We start from the raw sequence: 19,764 nt of genomic DNA, 5'->3' as shown, positions 1-19,764 counted from the left end.
GCTCAGGTGGGGCGAAGGAGCCCGGCCCGCTCGGCCAGCACCGCGATCTCGACACGGTTGCGAACTCCGAGCTTCGCTTGGATCCCCGAGAGGTGCGCCTTGACCGTTGCCTCCGCGATGAACAGCCGGGCCGCGATCTCCGCGTTCGACAGGCCGAGGCCGACGGCGGTGGACACCTCGCGCTCCCGGTCGGTGAGCGCCCCCAGCGCGGACTCCGCCGAGCGGCGGAGACCGACCGCGTCGTCGGCGCGCAAGTGATCGAGGAGTTGGCGCGTGCTGCGCGGCGACAGCACCGCGTCGCCCGCCATCACCGACCGGACGGCCCGGAGGATGTCCTTGGGGTCGGCAGACTTCAACAGAAAGCCGGACGCGCCGGCCTCCAGCGACCGGAGGACCGCATCGTTCACATCCCAGGTCGTCAACGCGATCACACGCGGCGGGTTCGGCAAGGCCCGGACCCGGGCGGTGGCCGTGATCCCGTCCACGCGCGGCAGCCGCAGGTCCATGAGGACCACGTCGGGGTGATGGCGCTGCACGGCGGTGATCGCCTCGTCCCCATCGGCGGCTTCCCCCACCACGGTCAGGTCGTCGGCAGCATCGAAGAGATAGCGCAGCCCCGACCGGACCAGCGGATCGTCGTCGACGAGCAGGACACGGGTGGGCACCCACGCATCCTAGGCCGTCCGGCCGACGCCCGGTCTCAGACCGCGCGCTCCCGCCAGGGCAGCTCGACCCGCACCCGGAACGTCTTGCCGTGATCGTCGAGGCCATAGCTCATCGATCCGCCGAGCAATTCGGCGCGCTCGGTGATGCCGGTCAGGCCGCGGGAGGTGCCGGGCTCACGGTTCCTGCCCCACCCGCCCCGATAGCGGTTGCGGGCATCGATCACCACGCCGCTCGATGGGCCGCCCTCGACGGTCAGGAAGAGCTGTTCCCCCTGGGCATGGCGACGCGCATTGGTGAGGAGCTCCTGGACGATCCGATAGACGGCCCGGGCGAGGGCGGGGTCGGCTCGGTCGGGGTCGGAGATGAAGATCGAGGAATTCAGCGGCTGACCCGCGCCGAACGACTCCCGCACCACCTCGGCGAGCTTGGCCAGCGGGAGATCCGCGGTATCCGCGGCGAGCGGATCGCGCAGCACGGCGAGGAGGGAGCGCAGGTCCTCCATGGCGGCGGCCGCGCTGGTCCGGACCAGCCGTGCGGACTCCGCCATGCGCGGGTCGTCGTGGGCGTTGGCCTCCATCGCGCCCGCGTGCAGGTTGAGCAGCGACAACCGATGGCCCATCGCGTCGTGAACCTCCCGCGCGATGCGCTCGCGTTCCTGGCGACGAGCGGCCTCGTCACCCAGCCGATCGCTGGTGGCGCGCTGCTCCGTTGCCGCGCCCTGTGCCGACGCCGCCTCGCGGCGGGCCCGCAGCAGCAGACCAATGCCGACCGACAGCGCGAACCCGAGGATGGCGACCGTCACCACAACAGTCGGGTGAACGGAAGCCCGCTCGGCCAGGTCCGCGCCCTCCGGCCCGAACGTGCCCTTGAGCAAAGAGGCACCGCGGGGCTGGGCCAGCGCATCGGCGACGACCACCCAGGTGGAAGTGAGCCACACCAGGGCGGTCGTCCACCAGACCGCCGGTCCGCGGCGACGACCGATGAGGTTCGCCAGCAGGATGAACAGCATTGTGTTGCCCACGGGCAGCAGGACGGGGATGAACGCTGCGGCGAGCACCAGCACGAACGGCAATCGGTGTCGCCAGAACAGGGCGGCCGGCGCACCGAAGGCGAACACCAGGGCGCCGAGAACGACCAATAGGGCAGCGTCGGCGGCCGAGTCCTGTGTCCGGCCGGCTTGCCACCCCATCGGGGAATAGACCGTGCTGAGCGTCGTGCCGAAGCAGGCAATCAGCCCGAGGAGGATCGACCGCCACACAGGGGGACGCCGATCATCACCGACTGCCTCGAATTGCCTCACAGGGGCATCGTATGGGCCGCCTCCGACAATGTGCCTCGCCCGTTCGGCTGAGCGGGCAGCCCCAGGAATAGGCCGTTCGGCGGGGTCCGTCGCCTGCGTTCGGGCGATGTGGGGAGGGGGTCCCGGACGGTTTGCTGGGAGCAGACCACAGGAGGAACGATGTCCCAGCACAACCCCGATCAGTTTCAGCCCGAAGGCGCTGCGGCGTACGCCAGCCCCCAGCCCAAAGACACCGACGGGCCCGCCCCCCACCGTGACCCCGATGAGCCCACCGATCCCGGCAAGGCCGCGCCCACACCTGTCCGTGCTCGCAACGTGATTGCCATCGTCGCGTTCGTGGTCGCGGTCGCGGGCTTCGTGTTCGCGGTGTGGGAGGGGGCGTACATCCTCGGCTGGGTGCTGCTGCCCATCGGTTTCATCCTCGCGCTCGTCGCGCTGTTCCAGCGGGAGCAACCGAAGAGGATGGCGGTCGCGGCCCTGATCATCGCGGTGGTCGGCACCGTGGCGGGCGCGATCGCGTTCATGAGTTCCGCCGCGCGCGCCTTCGACGATGCTTTCAGTGGGGGCGAGGTCACGGCCGCGCCGGTGGCACCGGTCGCACCGGTCGCACCGGACGGCGGCGGAGCAGGCGACGGTGAACCCGCCGCCGAGCCCGCTGGTGGCGAGCAGAGTGCCCACGGCACACGCGCCAACCCCTATCCGACCGGCACCGCGCTCTCCAACGAGGAATGGCAGGTCACCGTGAACTCGGTGGATCTCGACGCCAACGCGAAGATCGCAGCGGAAAACCCGTTCAACGACGAACCCGATGCCGGCTACACGTTCGCCTTGGTCAACCTGACCGTCACCTATCTGGGCGACGAGTCGGGGACGCCGGCGGAGGTCGACGTCAAATATGTGACGAGCGCCGGCAACGTCATCAGCACGTACGACAAGAGCGTGGTCGGGCCGGACGAACTCGGGTACGCCGAGCTCTACACCGGCGCCAGCGCCACCGGCAACGTCGCGCTCCACATCCCGAAGGACGACTCCGGAGTCCTCCGCGTGAGCCCGGGCATGTTCGGCAAGGACGTGTTCGTGGCGCTGCGGTGACGCAGTCGCCATCCCCTGATCCCGGCCTGGGGTCTCCGGACAGCGCTCGGGGGGCTTCCGGAACCCCGGGCCGGCCACGCGCCGGCCCGGGTTCACCGATTCAGCCAGCGGGACGGCGGGAGAGTGACGGTCAGGCCGGAGAGGGTCTGAACACCTTGCCGGGGTTGAGGATGCCGAGCGGATCGAACGCGGCCTTGACCCGGCGGTGCAGTTCCACCGACACGTCACCGATCTCGCGTTCCAGCAGGTCGATCTTCATCGTGCCGATGCCGTGCTCCCCGGTGATCGTGCCGCCGAGCTCGAGGCTCAGCACCATGATCGCGTCGAACAACTCCTTGGCGCGCCGCGCCTGATCGTGATCGGTCGGGTCGAAACACACCGTCGGATGGAAGTTACCGTCCCCCGCGTGGCCCACGACGCCGACCATGACCCCGTGCTCCTTCGCCAGCTCCTGCACCCCGTGCACCAGGGCGACCAGCCGATCCCGTGGCACACAGACGTCGTCGATCATCGTCGTGCCGAAGCGCTCGAACGCGGTCAGCACCTGACGTCGCGCGGCAAGCAGCGCCTCACCCTCGACCGGATCATCGGCGATCATCACCTCGCCCCCGGCAGCCTCGAAGATCGCCGCTAGTTGCTCGATGTCGGCCCGGGTTCGTTCGCCGCCGGCATCGGACTGGGCGAGGAGCACTGCCTGCACGTGGTCCTCGAAGCCCATGTTGAAGGAATCGTTGACCGCGTCGATGCTGGCGCGGTCCATGAACTCGAGCAGCGACGGGACCATGCCAGCAGCGATCACTGCGGAAACGGCCGCTGCGGCGGCCTCGGTGGATTCGTAGAGCCCAGCGATCGTCAGTGGCTGCTCGGTCTTGGGCCGCAGCATCAGCGTCGCCTCGGTGATCACGCCGAGCGTGCCTTCGGACCCGACGATCAGCTTGGTGAGGTCATAGCCGCAGACCCCCTTCACGGTACGCCGGCCCGTGCGCAGAATGCGCCCGTCCGCGAGCACCAGTTCGAGTCCGAGCACGTAGTCGGTGGTCACCCCGTATTTCACGCAACAGAGTCCGCCCGAGTTGGTGGACAGGTTGCCGCCGATCGAACAGAACTCCCACGAGGCCGGATCGGGTGGGTAATAGAGCCCGTGTTCGGCCACCGCGCGTGACAGATCCGCGTTGAAAACCCCCGGCTGCGTCACGACCAGCCGGTTCGCGACGTCGATCTCCAGGATCCGGTTCATGCGCTCGACGTTCAGCAGGATGCATCCGTCGCTGGCGATGGCCGCGCCGGAGAGGCCGCTGCGGGCGCCCTGCGGGACCACCGGCGTACGGTATTTCGTCGCGATCCGCAACACCGTCTGGACCTGCGCGGTGTCGCGGGCCCGGACCAGGGCGATGGGCCGCCCGGGCTCGACGAACATCGCCCGGTCGATGCTGTAGGTCGCGAGCACATCCGGATCGACGTTGAGGACGCCCGCCGGGAGGGCATCGGTCAATTCGGCGAGGACGGTGGAGACGTTGACCAGGTCGGTGTCGGTCATAACTGTCAGGGTACGGGCGTAACGTACGCAGCGACGTCATTCGCGAGGAGGAACGATGCCCACCACCGTTCGCGCCTGGGCCGCCCCCGGAGCCGGGGAGCCGCTCGAGCCGATCACGATCACCCGACGCGACCTGCGCCCGGACGACATCCGGATCCGAATCGTGGCCGCGGGGATCTGCCACTCCGACATCCACACAGTCCGCGGGGAATGGGGCGCCAAGACGTATCCGATCGCGCCCGGCCACGAGATCGCCGGCGAGGTCGTCGAAGTCGGTTCGGCGGTCACGAAGTTCGCCGTGGGTGACCGGGCCGGGGTCGGCTGCATGGTCGACTCGTGCGGCCAGTGCGAGGCATGCGCGGACGGGGAGGAGCAGTACTGCACGGGCGCTCTCGTGTGGACCTATGCCTCGGAATATCCGGACGGGGAAATCGCCCAGGGTGGCTACAGCCAGGAGATCGTGGTCACGGAACGTTTCGCGCTGCACATTCCGGCATCGATCCCGTTCGAGACCGCGGCCCCGCTCCTGTGCGCGGGGATCACGACCTATTCGCCCCTGGAACACTGGGCAGTCGGCCCCGGCACGAAGGTGGCCGTCGTCGGACTCGGCGGACTCGGGCACATGGGTGTGCAGATCGCACATGCCCTGGGCGCCGAGGTCACCGTGCTGTCCCAGACCGACCGGAAGGCGTCCGATTCGGCACGGTTCGGCGCCGTCGCCCACCGCGCCACCGCCGACCGCGCGGTCTTCCGCGAGCTGCGGGAATCCTTCGACTTCATCCTCAACACGGTGTCCGCGGGCATCAACCTCAGTGACTATCTCGGGCTGCTGCGCCGCAACGGCGTGATGGTCAACGTGGGCATGCCGACCGAGCCGCTGCCGGTGGTGCTGCCCCAGTTGATCGGGCGTCGCCGATCCCTCTCCGGATCGAACATCGGGGGCATCGCCCAGACCCAGCGGATGCTCGATTTCTGCGCCGAGCACGGCATCGCCGCGGAGGTCGAGGTGATCGGCGCGGAGCAGATCAACGAGGCCTACGATCGCGTCGTCAACTCCGATGTCCGCTATCGCTTCGTCATCGACACGGCGACGCTGTGAGCGCCGGACTGGACGATGCGGCGTTGCATCCGAGCTGTGCCCGGGTCAACGAGATCGTCGCGCGCGCGGGTTTCTCCGGGCGGGTGCGGATTCTCCCGGAGCCGGCACCGACGGCCAAGATTGCGGCGGCCCAGCTCGGCATCGAGGTGGGTGCCATCGCCAACTCGTTGATCTTCCGGACCGAGTCTGATCAGCCCCTGCTGGTCATGACCTCAGGAGCGCATCGTGTGGACCCCGACGTCGTCGCAGCGGTGATCGGCGAGGCGATCGGACGGGCGGATGCGGAGTTCGTCCGTCGGCACACAGGCCAACCGATCGGCGGGGTCGCGCCCGTGGGACACCCGGCGCCGATCCGGACACTGGTGGACCAGGACCTCGGTGAGTTCGGCGAGATCTGGGCCGCCGGCGGGATTCCACATGCGGTGTTCCCGCTGACGTGCGACCAGTTGGTCGTGCTCACCGATGGGGTGGTCACGCGGGTCGCCTGAGCCGCCCTTCCGGCGCGGCGGACAAGGGCCGCGGCTTAGCATGTGCGCATGGATCTCCGGGGCATGCGCAAGAGCTATCAGGCCGGCGAGCTGGACGAGTCGGCGTCGTCGTTCAATCCAGTGGAGCAGTTCGGGCGCTGGTTCGATGCCGCTGTCGCAGCGAAGCTGCCGGAGCCCAACGCAATGACCTTGGCGACCGCCGACGCGGAAGGTCGCCCGTCGGCACGGATCGTGTTGATCAAGGAATACGACGAGCGAGGGGTGGTGTGGTACACGAACTACCACTCCCGCAAGGGAGCCGAGCTGGCCGCCAACGACCAGGCCGCCCTGCTGTTCCACTGGGTGGAGCTTGAGCGGCAGGTTCGCATCGAGGGACGGGTCGAGAAAATATCGGCGACCGAATCCGACGCCTACTACGCCGTCCGGCCCCTCGACTCGCGGCTTGGCGCCTGGGCGTCTCCGCAGTCGCAAGTGATCGCGAACCGCGGGGTGCTGGTGGCCAATGCGGCGAAGGCCGCCGCGGAGCACGGCCTGCGTCCACCACGCCCGGACTGGTGGGGCGGCTATCGCCTGGTGCCCGACACCTGGGAGTTCTGGCAGGGCCGGAAGTCCCGCCTGCACGACCGGTTGCGCTATCGACGCGAAGGCGGTGCCTGGGTTCGCGAGCGGCTCGCTCCCTGAACGCGCTGGGCCCCGGGCGCGGCGCGAGGAATTCCTCGCCGAGGAATGAACCGGTCAGTCCTGGTGTCCAGCCTCTGCCGCGCGTTGGTGGAGACGTTCGCGGATTTCATCGGGAGTGTACGCACGCCGCACCCGTTCGTCGCGCGCGATGAGCACGCCACCGGCGGCGACGCCCAGGAGGCCCGCGATGCCGAGCCACTTGGCGATCCGGCCGGCCCAGGAGCGCTTCGGTCGCTGCCGCGCGGACCTGGGCCGTTTCGACTTGGGGCGTTGCGCACTCATGGCACAAGACTAGGCAAGACTGGCCACATGCCGCTGAGTCTGGAGGAAGCGCTCGCCCACACCCGGACCGGGGACATCTGGGTCTTCCGTGGCAGGACACGGGCCGACCGGGCGATCCGTGCGGTCACGAACGCACCGGTCAACCACGTCGGGATGACGGTCGCGATCGACGACCTGCCGCCGCTGATGTGGCACGCGGAGCTCGGCCGGTCACTGCCTGATGCGTGGACGGGTGGGAAGCACTCGGGGGTGCAATTGCACGATCTGCGCGCGGCCGTGGTGCGCTGGCAGGAGCGCTATCACCAGCAGGCTTGGTTGCGGCAGCTCACGCCCGAGGTCGGGCGCGCCGAGGAGGACGCGCTGCTGCGGGTGATCGCCCGGCTCAACGGCGTGTCGTTCCCGTCGACCAGCCGCCTCGCCTGGCGCTGGCTGCGGGGGCGCACGACCCGGCCCAAGGCCCTCATCGGACAGCGTTCCGAGCCCGATCCACTGCGGCCGGCTGTGGCCTATTGCGCGGAGGTGGTGGCGCTGTCGTTCGAGGAGATGGGCATCCTGCCGGAGGAATACCCGGCGAACTGGTACGACCCGGGCAAGTTCTGGAGCGGTGACCAACTCCCGCTCGCGCAGGGCTGGCAGTTGAGCGCCGAGATAGCGGTCGCGGGAGAGGTCTGACCGAGGCAGGTCAGGAGAGCCGGATCGGGATGCGGTGCGCGCCGAAGGTGCCCGCCCTTTCACCGAACCGACCCGGCAGCGCCGAGCCGCACTGCGGACAGGCGCCCTCGGGGGTGAGGTCATAGCGAAGGATCTCGTACCAGTCCCGCACGACCAGTTCCGACCCGCAGCCGGCGCAGAAGGTGGTGTCTCCCGCACGGTCGTGGACGTTGCCGGTGTAGGCGTACCGCAAACCCGCTTCGAGCGCGATGTCGCGTGCCCTGGTGAGGGTGGCGGGTGGGGTGCGGGGGACATCGAGCATCCGGTGATCGGGATGGAAAGCCGAGAAGTGGATGGGGGTGTCCGGGCCGAGTTCGCGGACGATCCAGTCGCACTGTGCCCTGAGTTCGCCGGGGTCGTCGTTGTGGCCGGGAATGAGAAGCGTGGTGATCTCGAACCAGACGTCGGTGTCGTTGCGGAGATAGGTCAAGGTGTCGAGCACGGTCGCCAGCCTCGCGCCGGTGAGCTTGCGGTAGAAGTCATCGCGGAAGCCCTTGAGGTCGATGTTGGCGGCGTCCATGTCGGCGAAGAAGTCGCGGCGGGCCGTGCCCTGGAGATAACCGGCGGTGACGGCGACGGTCTTGATCCCGGCTGCACGGCAGGCGCGGGCGACGTCGATGGCGTACTCAGCGAAAATCACGGGGTCGTTGTACGTGAAGGCGATGCTGTGGCACTTCCAGGCCTGAGCGACCGTGGCCAGGTCGTCGGGGCTGGCGCTGTCGGCGAGCGCATCCATCTGGGCCGCGGTCGAGATGTCGTGGTTCTGACAGAATTTGCAGCCGAGATTGCAGCCGGCGGTGCCGAACGAGAGGACGCTCGTCCCGGGATAGAAGTGGTTGAGCGGCTTCTTCTCGATGGGATCGATGCAGAAGCCGGAGGATCGGCCGTAGGTCGTCAGGACCATGCGGTCACCGATGCGCTGCCGCACGAAGCAGAAACCCCGCTGGCCGTCCCGGAGGCGGCATTCGCGCGGGCACAGGTCGCACTGGATTCGCCCGTCGTCGAGCGGTCGCCAATAGCGGGCGGGGTGGTTCATCGCTCGCTCCAGGACGTGACCGTGTAGCGCGACACCGTCCAGTCGGGTCCCCACGGTTGCCGGTCGAGGCGCGCCTTGGCTTTGAGGTGGGTCAGGAAGTCACGCGGGTCGGGGAGCTGGTCCCAGACCTGCGGCAGAAAAGTGCCGCGGCGATCGCCTGCCTCGAGGAGCACTCCGTCGATGCCGGGCCGGAGTTGGCTGAGCAACTCGTCATCGCTGCGGCAGGCGAGGGGCTCCGGCGGGGACAGCAGGGAGACCTCGAGGTCCAGCGCCGCGTACTCCCCCGCTGTCACGGCCGAGAACCGCGGATCCAGAAAAGCCGCGTGGCGGGCGTTGCTGCGGACATCGTCGGCTATCGAGCGGTACGCAGAGATCGTGCCGATGCAGCCCCGCAGCCGCCCGCGGGTGTGCAGGGTGACGAACGAAGCGCCGTGTTCGTCCAACCAGCCGGCGTGCAGCGGCTCCTCGGCGCGGATCCCCAGGCGCTCGGCGATGGCGAAGCGGGCGAGCGGCAGGAGCACCGCGCCCGCATCATCGGGCCACGGCACACCGGCTCGCGGCTCCGCCTGCTGGGCATCAGTCCTGTTCGAAGGCACCGATCGCGGCATAACCGACAACCCTTTCCTTGTCGCCGGCCGTGTCACCGGAGTTGCACCACCCGTAGAGCTCGGTGGTCAGGCCGCGCCTGGCGCCGGTTTCCAGGAGCCCATTGACGGGCCGAGCACCACAGGCCCGGTCCGGATCGATCGGACCCGTCATCGTCACCATCTGCTGCACGGTCTCGGCATCGAGCCGCTGGGCCGTGTCATAGGGGTAGTAGTGCGACAGGTCGGTGCTGAAGACAAGGAGGGTCTCGGGACCTCCCCAGCAGCGGTCGATGACGCGCGCGACCTCATCCGGTTCGGCCACGCCGACCGAAAAGGGAACAAGTTCAAAGTCGCCGAGGACCCGCTGCAGGAATGGCAACTGGACCTCCAGCGAGTGCTCCTGGGCATGAGGGGCGTCCGTGACCAGGACCTTCGGCAGGTCACTGATGTCGGCGGTGCCGATGGCTACGTCACCGAGGGGGGTGTTGAAGCTGCTGCTCGACGGCAGCGCGAGCCCCCGCAGCGCGACGCGGTGGCTGGGGCCGAACATCACCACCCGGGTGATGCGCTCCGCAGCCGGTTCGACGCGTGCGTAGGCCTGCGCCGCGGTCGAACCGGAATAGATATAGCCCGCGTGGGGAACGATCACGACCTTGGGCACGCGGGGATCAGGACCCGCTTGGGCACGTCCCTCGGCCAGCAGGCCATCGACGGTGCCGGCGAGATCCGTCTTGCCGCCGGGGTAGAACAGTCCCGCCACCGCGGGACGGCGAACTCTGCGCATGTCCATCACTCCTGTGTGACTGGCTCTCACCTCCAACGTACGTCCCCCGGGAAAGATGCGCGCCGCAACCGCGGAAACCGGTTATCCCGGACCGACCGGGCGGTAGGCCTCCGGCACCTCAGGTCGCTCCCGGAGGGGGCCCCGGTTCAGCCGGCGACGGAATCGACCCATGCGCGCAGGGCAGGCATCGCGAGCGCACCACGCTGTTCACCAACCTGCTTGCCGTCGACGAACATCAGCAGCGTGGGGATGGCCTGGACACCGAAGCGGGCCTGCGTCTCCGGCGAATCGTCCACGTTGACCTTCACCAGCTTGAGCCGGCCGGCACGTTCGGTCGCCAACCCCTCCAGCAGAGGCGACAGCTGGCGACAAGGACCGCACCACACGGCCCAGAGGTCGACCAGGACCGGCACCCGCGAACTGTCCGCCACCTCGTCGTAGTCGCGGTCGCCGGCGTCCGCGATCCACGGGAGGTCGGCCTGGCACTTCGCGCACCGCGGGGTCCCGGCTGCGATCGCCGGCACCCGGTTCTTCGTCCCGCACGAGGGGCAGGGCGTGACTTTGCTCGTCATGGGTCAACCGTACTTCGGGTCAGTGGAGATAGGCCTCCGCCCGCAGGTTGTTGGTGATCGAGTGGCCGCCCCGGATGTTGAAGTTGTAATGCTCGACGTTGACCGAGCCGTCCGGGTTGATGCCGACCACGATCCCGACGTGGCCATAGCCACCGCCACGGCTCGTGCCCCACCAAGCGATCGACCCGATCTGGGGCACGTTGCTCACTGGGCGGCCCCGATCGATCCAGCCCTGGCGCCAGCCTCGGGCGTGCCCGTCCCCACGGCCGTTGATCTGACTCCAGACCATGCCCTTGCGCCAAGCCACGAAGTCGGTGCAGTTGCGATAGGCGAACCCGCGGGCGGAATACTGGTAGCCGAACTTGCACCACACCGTGCCGCACGGGACTGCATCATGGTCCGGGTAGCCACCGTTCGGCAGGGACACCTGTCCGGTGACGAACGAATATCGCAGCTGCCCGTTCTGGAACTGCTGGGTCGCGACTCTGTTGGCGGTCGATTCGGCGGCCCGAGGATAGCCGAGGGCGCCGCGTTCGTATCCCTGGCGTGCGTACTGCTCGAGAATCGCTCCGCGCACCGGATGCGGCCCTGTGCCAGGTGACCAGAGGATCAGGCCTCGCTGAAACCGCTGACCGCAACCGCTCTGGACCAGCCCGCAGAACTCATCGGACGTCGGGTAGCCGAGCGGCCCGGCCTCCCAGCTGGAACCGGCGTACGCCGTCATGATCGCCCCGAGCACCACGCGGGTGCCCGCGGACGGGTGGTAATAGATGTTTCCGCCTTGGAACCGCTGCCCGCAGCCACCGTCACGGAGGCCGCAGAACTCACCGGAGGTCGGATAACCGAGGCGGCCGTTTTCGAACGGCTCGCCCGCGTAGCGTCCCAGCATCGCACCCCAGACCGGGTGCGCTCCGGTGCGGGCGCTCCAGAACAGCACCCCGCCCTGGAACCGCTGGCTGCAGCCGCCGTCCCGCAGGCCGCACATCTCGGCCGAGGTGGGATAGCCGAGTCGACCACTTTCGAAGGCCAAGCCCGCGTACCCACCGTGCACGGCGCCCCACACCGCCTGAGCTCCGACGTGGGGGTGCCACAGGATCAAACCGCCCTGGAACCGCTGCCCGCAGCCACCGCCGCGCAGTCCGCAGAACTCACTGGAGGTCGGATAGCCAAGCCGCCCGCTCTCCCAGCCCGCCGCGCCCCAGCGGTCGCGGATCATGCCGCGGATGTAGTGCGCGCCAGTGGCCGGGTGCCAATAGATCGAACCGCCGCGGAACTGTTGGAAACAACCGCCGGCGGGCAGACCGCAATACAACGGCATCAGCGCCGGCCCGAGCCACCCACGCTCACCACCCTGGCTCAACCAGAGGGCCCGCACCGCGTCGTCCTGGATGGCCAGCGGTGTCGCGGGCTCCGGCGTCGGGGTGGGGGTGCTGCTGGGAGTCGGGGTGGGCGTCGGAGTCGGGGTGGGTGTCGGTGTGGTGGTGGGGGTCGGTGTGGGCGTTGGGGTTCGGGTGGGCACCGACGTGCGCGACGGGGTCGCCGTCTTCGTAGCCGTGTGCGCTGAGGGGATCGCTGACGCAGGCGTCGCTGAAGAGGAGCTCGCCGAAAAGGTCGTTGAGGAGGGGTGCGCCGACGGGGTGGGGGTACGCGTCGGGCTCGGCGACGGGGAGGTCGTCGGCGTACCCGCTGCGCCTGGAGCAGGACTCGACGGCGCGGCTGACGCCGGTCCGCTCAGGACAGGGAGAACGACGAGGACCAACGCGAGGCCCCACAACAACGACCGATGTGGCAATCCCATGACTCTCCTGCAGGCTCACTGTTCGCCACGCATTCTTCGAGTCTCATGCGTCACAGCGCTACCACTAACCTCGTTAATCCCTTCTGTCACACAGAATCGCGGCCACCGAAAGACAGCCGTGTGGTTTTGCGAAGCGCCTAGCCAGCGCGATGTCCTGGCCGATCGGGCGGCACGACGGCATCGCGACGGATTCGGCTGAAGCGTCGGTTGAAGGTTGAGGCTCCAGATCGGCCCAGGAGGGCTGTCAGTGACAGACGAGCCGTTGGCTCACGATGTCGGAATAGAGCTCCAGCCCGTCATAGTGGGCCACGTGGATCGTGTCGGACAGGTCCGCTCCCCCCGGGTCGATCTCTGCCAGCAGGTTCGGCCGCTCGAGAATGCGCTGCTCGTTCAGCCGGGTGCCTGCCTGCCCCTCGAACAAGGCGACATAGAAGATGCCGGTCTCGACGAGATCTTGGAAGAAGTGACTCCCGTAGGACAGTTCGGGCAGGAAGTTCCCGTCCGCATAGGTGAACTCGCACAGCACCGATGCGTTGCAGACCTCCGTGAACCGCACGGGCACCCCCAGCGAGGGCGTCGTGGTTCCCCACCGGCCGGGGCCCATGAGCATGAAGTCCTCACCCTTCAGCAGGCGGTTGAGCAGGCCGATCTCGCGGGCAACCGCATAGCGGTCCTGCTGGCCCATCGCCAGATAGGCCTCCGGGCGCACCGCAACGACATAGCGGATCGGCAGGCGCACGTTGCCGCCCATGAAGTTGCCCTGGGTCGTGAAGAGACAACTGGCGTCATCACACGCCTCGGGCACCGCGACGGCCTTCCCGAGACCGCGCGTCTGGAGTGGTCGGCATTGAACGAGATTGATCCGCCAACTGTCGGTGTCGGTGACGTTGAGCGTGAACTCGATATCCACGGGGTACGCGTACGCCTCCTCCAGCGCCCGCAGCGCAGACCGCAGATAGGCGGGGAACTCGCCATTCAGCAGACCCGCGAAATCCAGGACCGTCGGCCGCTGCCGGGGGCGGCGACCACGCTCCCGCAGGCGGCGGATCATCTGATAATCGGGGGTCGCGAACAGCGACCAGGACGCGCCGATGTCGGCATCGAGAAGATCGGTGAGGGGCACCGTCCGGTGGTCCCCCTCGGTGAGGTGCAGCACGTCAACGTAGTGCTGCGACCAGCGCGCCTCGTCCGCCGGGTCGACCAGCGCCTTTCGCGTCGGGTGATCGAGCGCCACAATGCGCGCGTAGTCCTGATGGATCCGGTCCACCGCCCGGGTCCCGAGGCCGAACACCAGGCGCGCCATGCCGGCGCTGGGGTCGGTGTCCGGATCCCAGACATACAGGTTCGAGGAATTCGCGACACCCGCCGCGTGCGGGAAGAACATCGTGTCGTGGTATTCACCGGAGACCCGCTGCACCAGGACGGCCATCTGCTCGTCGCGTTCGACGAGGTTGCGGTTCATCCGGTACGCGAGCGCATCCTCCGAGACCGCTGAGGCGTACACGGTCAACACTGCCTCCTCGAACGCCTGGAGGCGCTCCTCGGGGGTGCCGTGGTTCACGCAGAAGACGGAGTCGTATTTGCCCGCGAATGCGTTGCCGTAGTTGTCCTCCAGCAGCGACGACGAGCGGACGATAATCGGGGACTGACCGAAGTATTCGAGCATCCGCATGAACTGTTCGCGGATGGTGGTGGGGAACTTGCCGGTGCGGATCACCGCGCGGAGCTCGGCCGCGGCCGAGAAATAGCCCTCAGTGGTCTTGTGCGCCGACCAGATGCGCCACCAGTTGTTCGCCACCAGGTAGGTGTAGAAGAGGTCGGCACCGAGGAAGAAGGAATCGTGGGGCTCGAACCGGTGGGAAAACGGTTCGACCGGGTGGTTCTCGAGCACCGCGCGCGCGACCAACATGCCCACCGACTTGCCACCGACCGCGCCGGTGCCGATCTCCCGGTCCGCGATCGACAACAGATCGGCGAGGTTGAGATAGCGCCGGCAAAGCTCGACCATCGGCCCATCCCGGCCGATCAGCATCGCCATCAGGAGATCCTTGGCCGCGTCCTGCTCGTCCGGCATGCCGAACAGCGCATCCCGGGCCCGGTCCAACATCACGTGCCAGGGGTCGGGCTGCTCACCGCCACGATTCAGCGAGGCGAACAGGCGGGCGGAGGCGCCCGAGGAGGTGATCGAGACCGCTTCGTCTCCGACGATCCGATGCGGGAAGAACATCGTCGGCGAGTAGCGCTCCCACACCTTCAGTGGGTGGACGTAGGCCTTGTCGTCGATCAGATAGAGATCGAACAGGACCTGGGTGGTGTGACGGATCGAAGCGATCGTGGCGAAGCTGTGGAGATTGCGGGTGATCGCGAAGTACGCCACCGTGTCCAGGTCGTAGAGCCACGGACAGGTGACGCTGAAGAAGTTCATCACCATGAGGTCCGAATGCCAGTGGCTCAGCAGATCCGACAGGCAGTCGAACACATAGAACACCCGGTGCCCCTCACGGGCCACCAGATGATGGACAGTGGTCGCGAAGTGCTCGAACCCCTCGGCGGGGTCCAGCTCGATGACGGTGATCCCGGTGGTGTCGAGGATCACCGGTGGGTGGTTCGCGAACCGGACGTAGATGACTCGGCGCCCGTCTGCCAGCGCCCGGGCGACATAGGGGTCCACGACCCGGCGATAGTCCTCCACCGAGTCGACCTGCCACACCACGTTGTCCCCGAGGCGCAGCCCGTCGATCACTCGGTCGATCCCGGGAAAGCCGGTGGAGACGGCGTTGTAGGTGTCCACGTTCCTGCCTTGGCCTGTCGCGCCGCACAGGTCGGCGCTGATCCTGTCGATCCAGTCAGCCTAGCGACGACGGCGTCAGGAACCCGCGAGCCCGCCGAGGTCGAACACGCGGAAAACTGCGGCGTACTCAACTCCCGACGCACGCCCACCCTCCCGCAGGATCTCCGGGATGAACTCCGCGGGCACCGGATGGTTGGGGAGGTCCGCCAGATAGGCCGCGTGGCATTCGAGCGACCTCACGCCGGCAGCGACGGCCTCGGCATCCACCTCGACCGCATGCGTGGGCTGGGAGTGACCGGCGACCAGCAGTGCCTTGGCGTGCCACTTGGGCAGCCCTTCATCAACGAGTTCCCGGAAAATCCAGTTGTTGTCGGCGTCCCGCACACCGTCGATGGTCGACAAGCCGGCAGCCCGGTGGTCGGCTTGGTTCAGACCGCCATAGGCCTCGACGTCGAAGTTCGCAGTGAGCACGACATCCGGGCGGAACTCCCGGACCATCCGGGCGATGTCACGACGAAGGTCGAGGCCATAGACGAGGGTGCCATCGGGGTGGTTGAGAATGCGGAGAGCATCGACGCCGACCTCGGCGCAAGCTCGCTGCTGCTCTTCCGCACGCAGCGGGCCGACCTCCTCCGGCGGGAGTTGCATGCCGGCCTCGCCGGAGGTGAGCAGGAGATAGGCGACCTTCTTGCCTTGCCGCGTCCACTGCGCCACCGCGGCCGAAGTGCCATATTCCAGGTCATCGGGATGCGCCACCACACAGAGGATGCGCGACCACTCCGCATCGGGCAGCGCTGGCAGGGTGGAGGGGGTCTCTGTCATGCACCCATTGTGGCGAGAGCCTCCATGCTGCGCGGCTCGGGGCCCTCGCGGAGCCACTCCCCGTGGCCCGGCCCAACAGCGTTTCGCAGAATGAAACGGTCGGGTTGCGTCGGCCATGGATTTACTTCATACTTTAAGTGAAGGTTCAACCACGAAGAATCCAGCTCCACAGCAGAAGCTCCTGAAGGGACTCACCATGACCGCTCTTACCCAGCTCGCCGGCACCTACACCATCGATCCGTCGCACACCGAGATCGGCTTCGTCACCCGCCACGCGATGGTGACCAAGGTCCGCGGCTCGTTCAACGACATCTCGGGCACAGCCAGCACCGAGGCCGGCCTCCAGAACGCCAAGATCGAGGTCAACATCCAGGTTGCCTCCGTCGACACCCGGAACGCGGACCGGGACGCCCACCTGCGCTCGGCCGACTTCTTCGACGTCGAGCAGTTCCCGGCGATCACCTTCGCGTCCACCGAGGTCGTCGCAGCCGACGACGAGACGCTGCGCGTGACGGGCGACCTGACCATCAAAGACGTCACCCGCCCGGTGACCATCGACTTCGAGTACAACGGTGCGGCAACCGACCCGTTCGGCAACGAGCGTGTGGGCCTGGAGGGCCAGATCCAGGTCAACCGCAAGGACTGGGGCCTGACCTGGAACGCCGCGCTCGAGACCGGCGGCGTCCTCGTGTCCGAGAAGGTGACCCTCGTCTTCGAGGTGTCCGCCATCAAGGCTGCCTGATCAGCTCCTGATAGACCGGTCGCAGAACGCCCACGTCGGATTCCCGGCGCGGGCGTTCTGCCGTCTCCGGGAGGACCCGGCAGACTTGGCGCACGGTCCGGGCGCCGGTGTCGGCGTCCCGCTTGAGGAAAGGAACCACCATGGCCACCCTCGTTCAGTTCGACTTCCCCGCCAACGGCCCCTGGGGCGCCGAGATGTCGGCCGCGTACGCTCCCCTCGCCGACGACATCGCCGCCGAGCCGGGCCTCCGCTGGAAGATTTGGACGGAGAACGCCGAGACGCAGACGGCGGGCGGCATCTATCTGTTCGATGATGCCGAGTCCGCGAAGGCGTACGCCGAAAAGCACACCGCAAGGCTCCAAAGCTTCGGCATCACCGACATCCGCGCCCTGTTCTTCGACGTCAACGAGGCCCTGAGCGGCACCACCCGCGGGCCGCTGGGCTGACGGCCGGACTATTTGTCCGCGACCCCGACGCCCAGATCGCTGAGGAACGCCTCGGCCCAGTGGTTGATGTCGTTGGTGAAAACCTGCCGGCGAAGCGTCCGCATCCGGCGGCGCTTCTCCGTCACCGAGGCATTGGCGGCATCGAGGATGGTCTGCTTCATCCCGTTGATGTCATAGGGATTCACCTGCCACGCCTGCTTCAGCTCGCGCGCGGCGCCGGCAAACTCGCTCAACACCAGAGCGCCGTCGCCGGTGCCGCGGCAGGCGACATATTCCTTGGCGACCAGGTTCATCCCGTCGCGCAACGGGGTGACGACCATGACGTCCGCCGCCCGATAGAGCGCGGCCATCTCCTGACGCGGGTAGCCCGAATGCAGATAGTTGATCGGTGACCGCCCGATTCTGCCCATGTCGCCATTGATGCGGCCGACCAGCAACTCGATGTCGTCGCGCAACTTGCGATATTCGTCCACGCGCTCCCGCGAAGGCGTTGCGATCTGCAGGAAGACGGCTTTGTCCGGATCGAGTTGTCCCGACTGGAACAGCTCACCGAACGCCCGGATGCGCTGCCTCAATCCCTTCGTGTAATCGAGCCGATCCACACCGAGGAACACAATCTCGGCGTCGAGGTCATCCCTGATCTGCTGGGCACGTGCGAGGGTGTCGGGCTGGCTGGCTAGATCCTGGAAGGCGTTGGCGTCGATGGAGATCGGGTACGCCGCCGCGCGGCCGCGGGTGCCATCGGCGCGGACGAATTCCCCTCGCTTCGTCTCGAGGCCCAATCGATCGCGAATCAGCCTCAGAAAGTTGGCCGCCGCGCCCGGCACCTGGAAGCCGACGATGTCGGCGCCGGTGAGGCCCTCGAGGATTTCCTTGCGCCAAGGGAGTTGGTTGAACAACTCCTGCGGAGGAAACGGAATGTGCAGGAAGAATCCGATCTTCAGGTCCGGACGCATCCCGCGCAGCATCTGGGGCACCAACTGCAGTTGATAGTCCTGCACCCAGACGGTGCCGTCCTTCTCCGCAACCTCGGCTGCTGCCTCGGCGAAACGCTGGTTGACCTTGACATAGGCGTCCCACCACTCACGGTGATACTCGGGGAACGCGACGGAGTCGTGGTAGAGCGGCCACAAGGTGGCATTCGACATGCCCTCATAGAACTCTGCGACCTCATCGGCCGCCAACGGGATCGGCACCATCTCGATCCCGTCGTGCGCGAATGGCTCGAGGATCTCGTCCGGCGATCCGTGCCAACCGACCCAAGCGCCCTCCTTGGCCTTCATGATCGGCTCCAGCGCGGTCACCAGTCCACCGGGAGACGTGCGCCAGCCGGGCTGGCCGTCGGCGTCTGTGGTTCGCTCGACTGCGAGGCGATTTGCCACCACCACAAAGCTCGCGTGCGGGGCGACCTGGCCGGATCGGGGGTTGTTGGTCATGTGCACCTCCACCCTCCACGCTAGCCTGTGGCCGGAATCGGCGGACGTGAGGCGGACATGGAGATGGAAAGCGACCTGGGCACGGAGGCCGGCCGGCGGGCTTGGCGAGCGATCGTCGAGGACCCAGCCGGGACGCTGCTGTGCAGCGACTTCGACGGCGTGCTCTCACCGATTGTGCGGGACCCGGATGCCGCGTGGGCTTCGGAGGAGACTGTGGGCGCACTCGCCCGCCTGGGACAACGCGTCGGCAAGGTCGCGGTCGTCACCGGCCGCATGGCCCGCAAGGCCGTCCAACTCGGCCGCCTGGACGAACGCCAGGGTCTGGAGACGATGTCCGTCCTCGGGCTCTATGGCTTCGAGCGCTGGGACGCCGCGACGGGCGAATTCGACGAGCCGAGGGCCCCCGACGGCGTCGCGGCCGCTGCGGCCGAGATCCCGCGGTTGCTCGCAGGCCTCGGGTTGGGCTCCGCGCGCGTTGAAGACAAGCGCCTGTCGATCGGCGTGCACACCCGTGAGCTCGATGATCCTCAGGCTGCATATGCGGCTCTCGAGGCTCCCTTGATCGAGCTGGCCGCGCGCCACGATCTGCGGCTCGAGCCTGGCAAGTTCGTGTTCGAACTCCGGGCGCCCGGGATCAACAAGGGCGACGCGGTCCGCCGTCTGGTGGCCGAGGTCCGCCCGCGCACGATCGTGTTCGCGGGCGACGATCTCGGCGATGTCCCGGCCTTCGAAGCGGTGCGGGAACTCCGCGAGGCAGGCACGCTCGAAGGCCTGTTGATCTGTTCCGGGTCCGACGAGCAGGACGCGCTGCAACCGCTCGCGGACATCGTGGTGCCAGGCCCCCCTGGCGTCGCGGAACTTCTCGATCGGCTGGCGACCGAGCTCGAACGCTGA

The 19,764-nt window shown here is 67.8% G+C and carries 21 protein-coding genes; 8 read left to right on the top strand and 13 right to left on the bottom strand.

Translation table 11 applies throughout. The annotated features are described in order from the left end of the window. Positions 1-2 precede the first annotated feature (2 nt). Positions 3-665 (bottom strand): response regulator, encoded by a 663-nt coding sequence (locus ACQ260_RS11775; RefSeq protein WP_432559627.1) that lies wholly within the window; start codon positions 663-665, stop codon positions 3-5. 35 nt (positions 666-700) lie between these two features. After that, complete coding sequence (locus ACQ260_RS11770) at positions 701-1,966, bottom strand: sensor histidine kinase (RefSeq protein ID WP_432559626.1); 1,266 nt, start codon at positions 1,964-1,966, stop codon at positions 701-703. 159 nt (positions 1,967-2,125) lie between these two features. Here ACQ260_RS11770 and ACQ260_RS11765 point away from each other — a divergent pair, with 159 nt between their 5' ends. Then, the gene (locus ACQ260_RS11765; RefSeq protein ID WP_432559625.1) at positions 2,126-3,058 is read left to right on the top strand and encodes a DUF4352 domain-containing protein; all 933 of its coding nucleotides are present in this window, start codon (positions 2,126-2,128) and stop codon (positions 3,056-3,058) included. Between the two features lie 130 nt (positions 3,059-3,188). Here the strand turns inward: ACQ260_RS11765 and ACQ260_RS11760 are convergent, their stop codons facing one another. Then, complete coding sequence (locus ACQ260_RS11760) at positions 3,189-4,595, bottom strand: FAD-binding oxidoreductase (protein ID WP_432559624.1); 1,407 nt, start codon at positions 4,593-4,595, stop codon at positions 3,189-3,191. Positions 4,596-4,650: 55 nt separating this feature from the next. Here ACQ260_RS11760 and ACQ260_RS11755 point away from each other — a divergent pair, with 55 nt between their 5' ends. From ACQ260_RS11755 to pdxH, 3 genes are read left to right on the top strand one after another with little or no spacing between them, the layout of a single operon-like run. Beyond that, entirely contained in the window at positions 4,651-5,694 is a 1,044-nt protein-coding gene (locus ACQ260_RS11755) for an NAD(P)-dependent alcohol dehydrogenase (RefSeq protein WP_432559623.1), read from the top strand. Then, entirely contained in the window at positions 5,691-6,182 is a 492-nt protein-coding gene (locus ACQ260_RS11750; protein ID WP_432559622.1) for a YbaK/EbsC family protein, read from the top strand. The genes ACQ260_RS11755 and ACQ260_RS11750 overlap by 4 nt, the downstream gene beginning before the upstream one ends. A 48-nt stretch (positions 6,183-6,230) precedes the next feature. Continuing rightward, positions 6,231-6,863 (top strand): pyridoxamine 5'-phosphate oxidase, encoded by a 633-nt coding sequence (pdxH, locus tag ACQ260_RS11745; RefSeq protein ID WP_432559621.1) that lies wholly within the window; start codon positions 6,231-6,233, stop codon positions 6,861-6,863. Between the two features lie 54 nt (positions 6,864-6,917). Here the strand turns inward: pdxH and ACQ260_RS11740 are convergent, their stop codons facing one another. Further along, the gene (locus ACQ260_RS11740; RefSeq protein WP_432559620.1) at positions 6,918-7,145 is read right to left on the bottom strand and encodes a hypothetical protein; all 228 of its coding nucleotides are present in this window, start codon (positions 7,143-7,145) and stop codon (positions 6,918-6,920) included. A 27-nt stretch (positions 7,146-7,172) separates the two neighbouring features. Between ACQ260_RS11740 and ACQ260_RS11735 the strand changes: the two genes are divergently transcribed. Then, positions 7,173-7,817 carry a hypothetical protein gene (locus tag ACQ260_RS11735; RefSeq protein ID WP_432559619.1) on the top strand — a complete coding sequence of 215 codons (645 nt, stop codon included), beginning with the start codon at positions 7,173-7,175 and terminating at the stop codon, positions 7,815-7,817. A gap of 10 nt (positions 7,818-7,827) precedes the next feature. On the opposite strand, the gene amrS is transcribed toward ACQ260_RS11735, so the two are convergent. The 7 genes from amrS to ACQ260_RS11700 form a co-directional block, all read right to left on the bottom strand. Beyond that, positions 7,828-8,892, bottom strand: a complete 1,065-nt coding sequence (gene amrS, locus ACQ260_RS11730; protein ID WP_432559618.1) for an AmmeMemoRadiSam system radical SAM enzyme — start codon at positions 8,890-8,892, stop codon at positions 7,828-7,830. Further along, positions 8,889-9,488, bottom strand: a complete 600-nt coding sequence (amrA, locus tag ACQ260_RS11725; protein ID WP_432559617.1) for an AmmeMemoRadiSam system protein A — start codon at positions 9,486-9,488, stop codon at positions 8,889-8,891. Before amrA ends, amrS begins: the two co-directional genes overlap by 4 nt. Next, positions 9,469-10,263 (bottom strand): AmmeMemoRadiSam system protein B, encoded by a 795-nt coding sequence (gene amrB, locus ACQ260_RS11720; protein ID WP_432559616.1) that lies wholly within the window; start codon positions 10,261-10,263, stop codon positions 9,469-9,471. The genes amrA and amrB overlap by 20 nt, the downstream gene beginning before the upstream one ends. Before the next feature lie 146 nt (positions 10,264-10,409). Next, positions 10,410-10,835, bottom strand: a complete 426-nt coding sequence (gene trxA / locus ACQ260_RS11715) for a thioredoxin (RefSeq protein WP_432559615.1) — start codon at positions 10,833-10,835, stop codon at positions 10,410-10,412. 19 nt (positions 10,836-10,854) lie between these two features. Continuing rightward, entirely contained in the window at positions 10,855-12,354 is a 1,500-nt protein-coding gene (locus ACQ260_RS11710; protein ID WP_432559614.1) for a CHAP domain-containing protein, read from the bottom strand. A gap of 523 nt (positions 12,355-12,877) precedes the next feature. Continuing rightward, positions 12,878-15,424 (bottom strand): PEP/pyruvate-binding domain-containing protein, encoded by a 2,547-nt coding sequence (locus tag ACQ260_RS11705; RefSeq protein ID WP_432559613.1) that lies wholly within the window; start codon positions 15,422-15,424, stop codon positions 12,878-12,880. A gap of 75 nt (positions 15,425-15,499) precedes the next feature. Continuing rightward, positions 15,500-16,246 carry a PIG-L deacetylase family protein gene (locus ACQ260_RS11700; RefSeq protein WP_432559612.1) on the bottom strand — a complete coding sequence of 249 codons (747 nt, stop codon included), beginning with the start codon at positions 16,244-16,246 and terminating at the stop codon, positions 15,500-15,502. A gap of 196 nt (positions 16,247-16,442) precedes the next feature. Between ACQ260_RS11700 and ACQ260_RS11695 the strand changes: the two genes are divergently transcribed. After that, entirely contained in the window at positions 16,443-16,988 is a 546-nt protein-coding gene (locus ACQ260_RS11695; RefSeq protein WP_432559611.1) for a YceI family protein, read from the top strand. On the opposite strand, the gene ACQ260_RS11690 is transcribed toward ACQ260_RS11695, so the two are convergent. After that, positions 16,975-17,130, bottom strand: coding sequence for a hypothetical protein (locus tag ACQ260_RS11690; RefSeq protein WP_432559610.1), 156 nt, complete (start codon positions 17,128-17,130; stop codon positions 16,975-16,977). The two genes, ACQ260_RS11695 and ACQ260_RS11690, sit on opposite strands and share 14 nt — an antisense overlap. Here ACQ260_RS11690 and ACQ260_RS11685 point away from each other — a divergent pair. Further along, positions 17,129-17,434 carry a monooxygenase gene (locus ACQ260_RS11685; protein WP_432559609.1) on the top strand — a complete coding sequence of 102 codons (306 nt, stop codon included), beginning with the start codon at positions 17,129-17,131 and terminating at the stop codon, positions 17,432-17,434. The genes ACQ260_RS11690 and ACQ260_RS11685 overlap by 2 nt on opposite strands. A gap of 8 nt (positions 17,435-17,442) precedes the next feature. Here the strand turns inward: ACQ260_RS11685 and ACQ260_RS11680 are convergent, their stop codons facing one another. After that, positions 17,443-18,870 carry an alpha,alpha-trehalose-phosphate synthase (UDP-forming) gene (locus ACQ260_RS11680; protein WP_432559608.1) on the bottom strand — a complete coding sequence of 476 codons (1,428 nt, stop codon included), beginning with the start codon at positions 18,868-18,870 and terminating at the stop codon, positions 17,443-17,445. Positions 18,871-18,927: 57 nt separating this feature from the next. Between ACQ260_RS11680 and otsB the strand changes: the two genes are divergently transcribed. Continuing rightward, on the top strand, positions 18,928-19,764 hold the full coding sequence (gene otsB / locus ACQ260_RS11675) for a trehalose-phosphatase (RefSeq protein WP_432559607.1): 837 nt from the start codon (positions 18,928-18,930) through the stop codon (positions 19,762-19,764).

Source organism: Ammonicoccus luteus, from assembly GCF_050880385.1.
Classification (GTDB): domain Bacteria; phylum Actinomycetota; class Actinomycetes; order Propionibacteriales; family Propionibacteriaceae; genus Enemella.
Note: the sequence above shows the minus strand (reverse complement) of the source record. Positions and strands in the feature narration are given on the sequence as shown.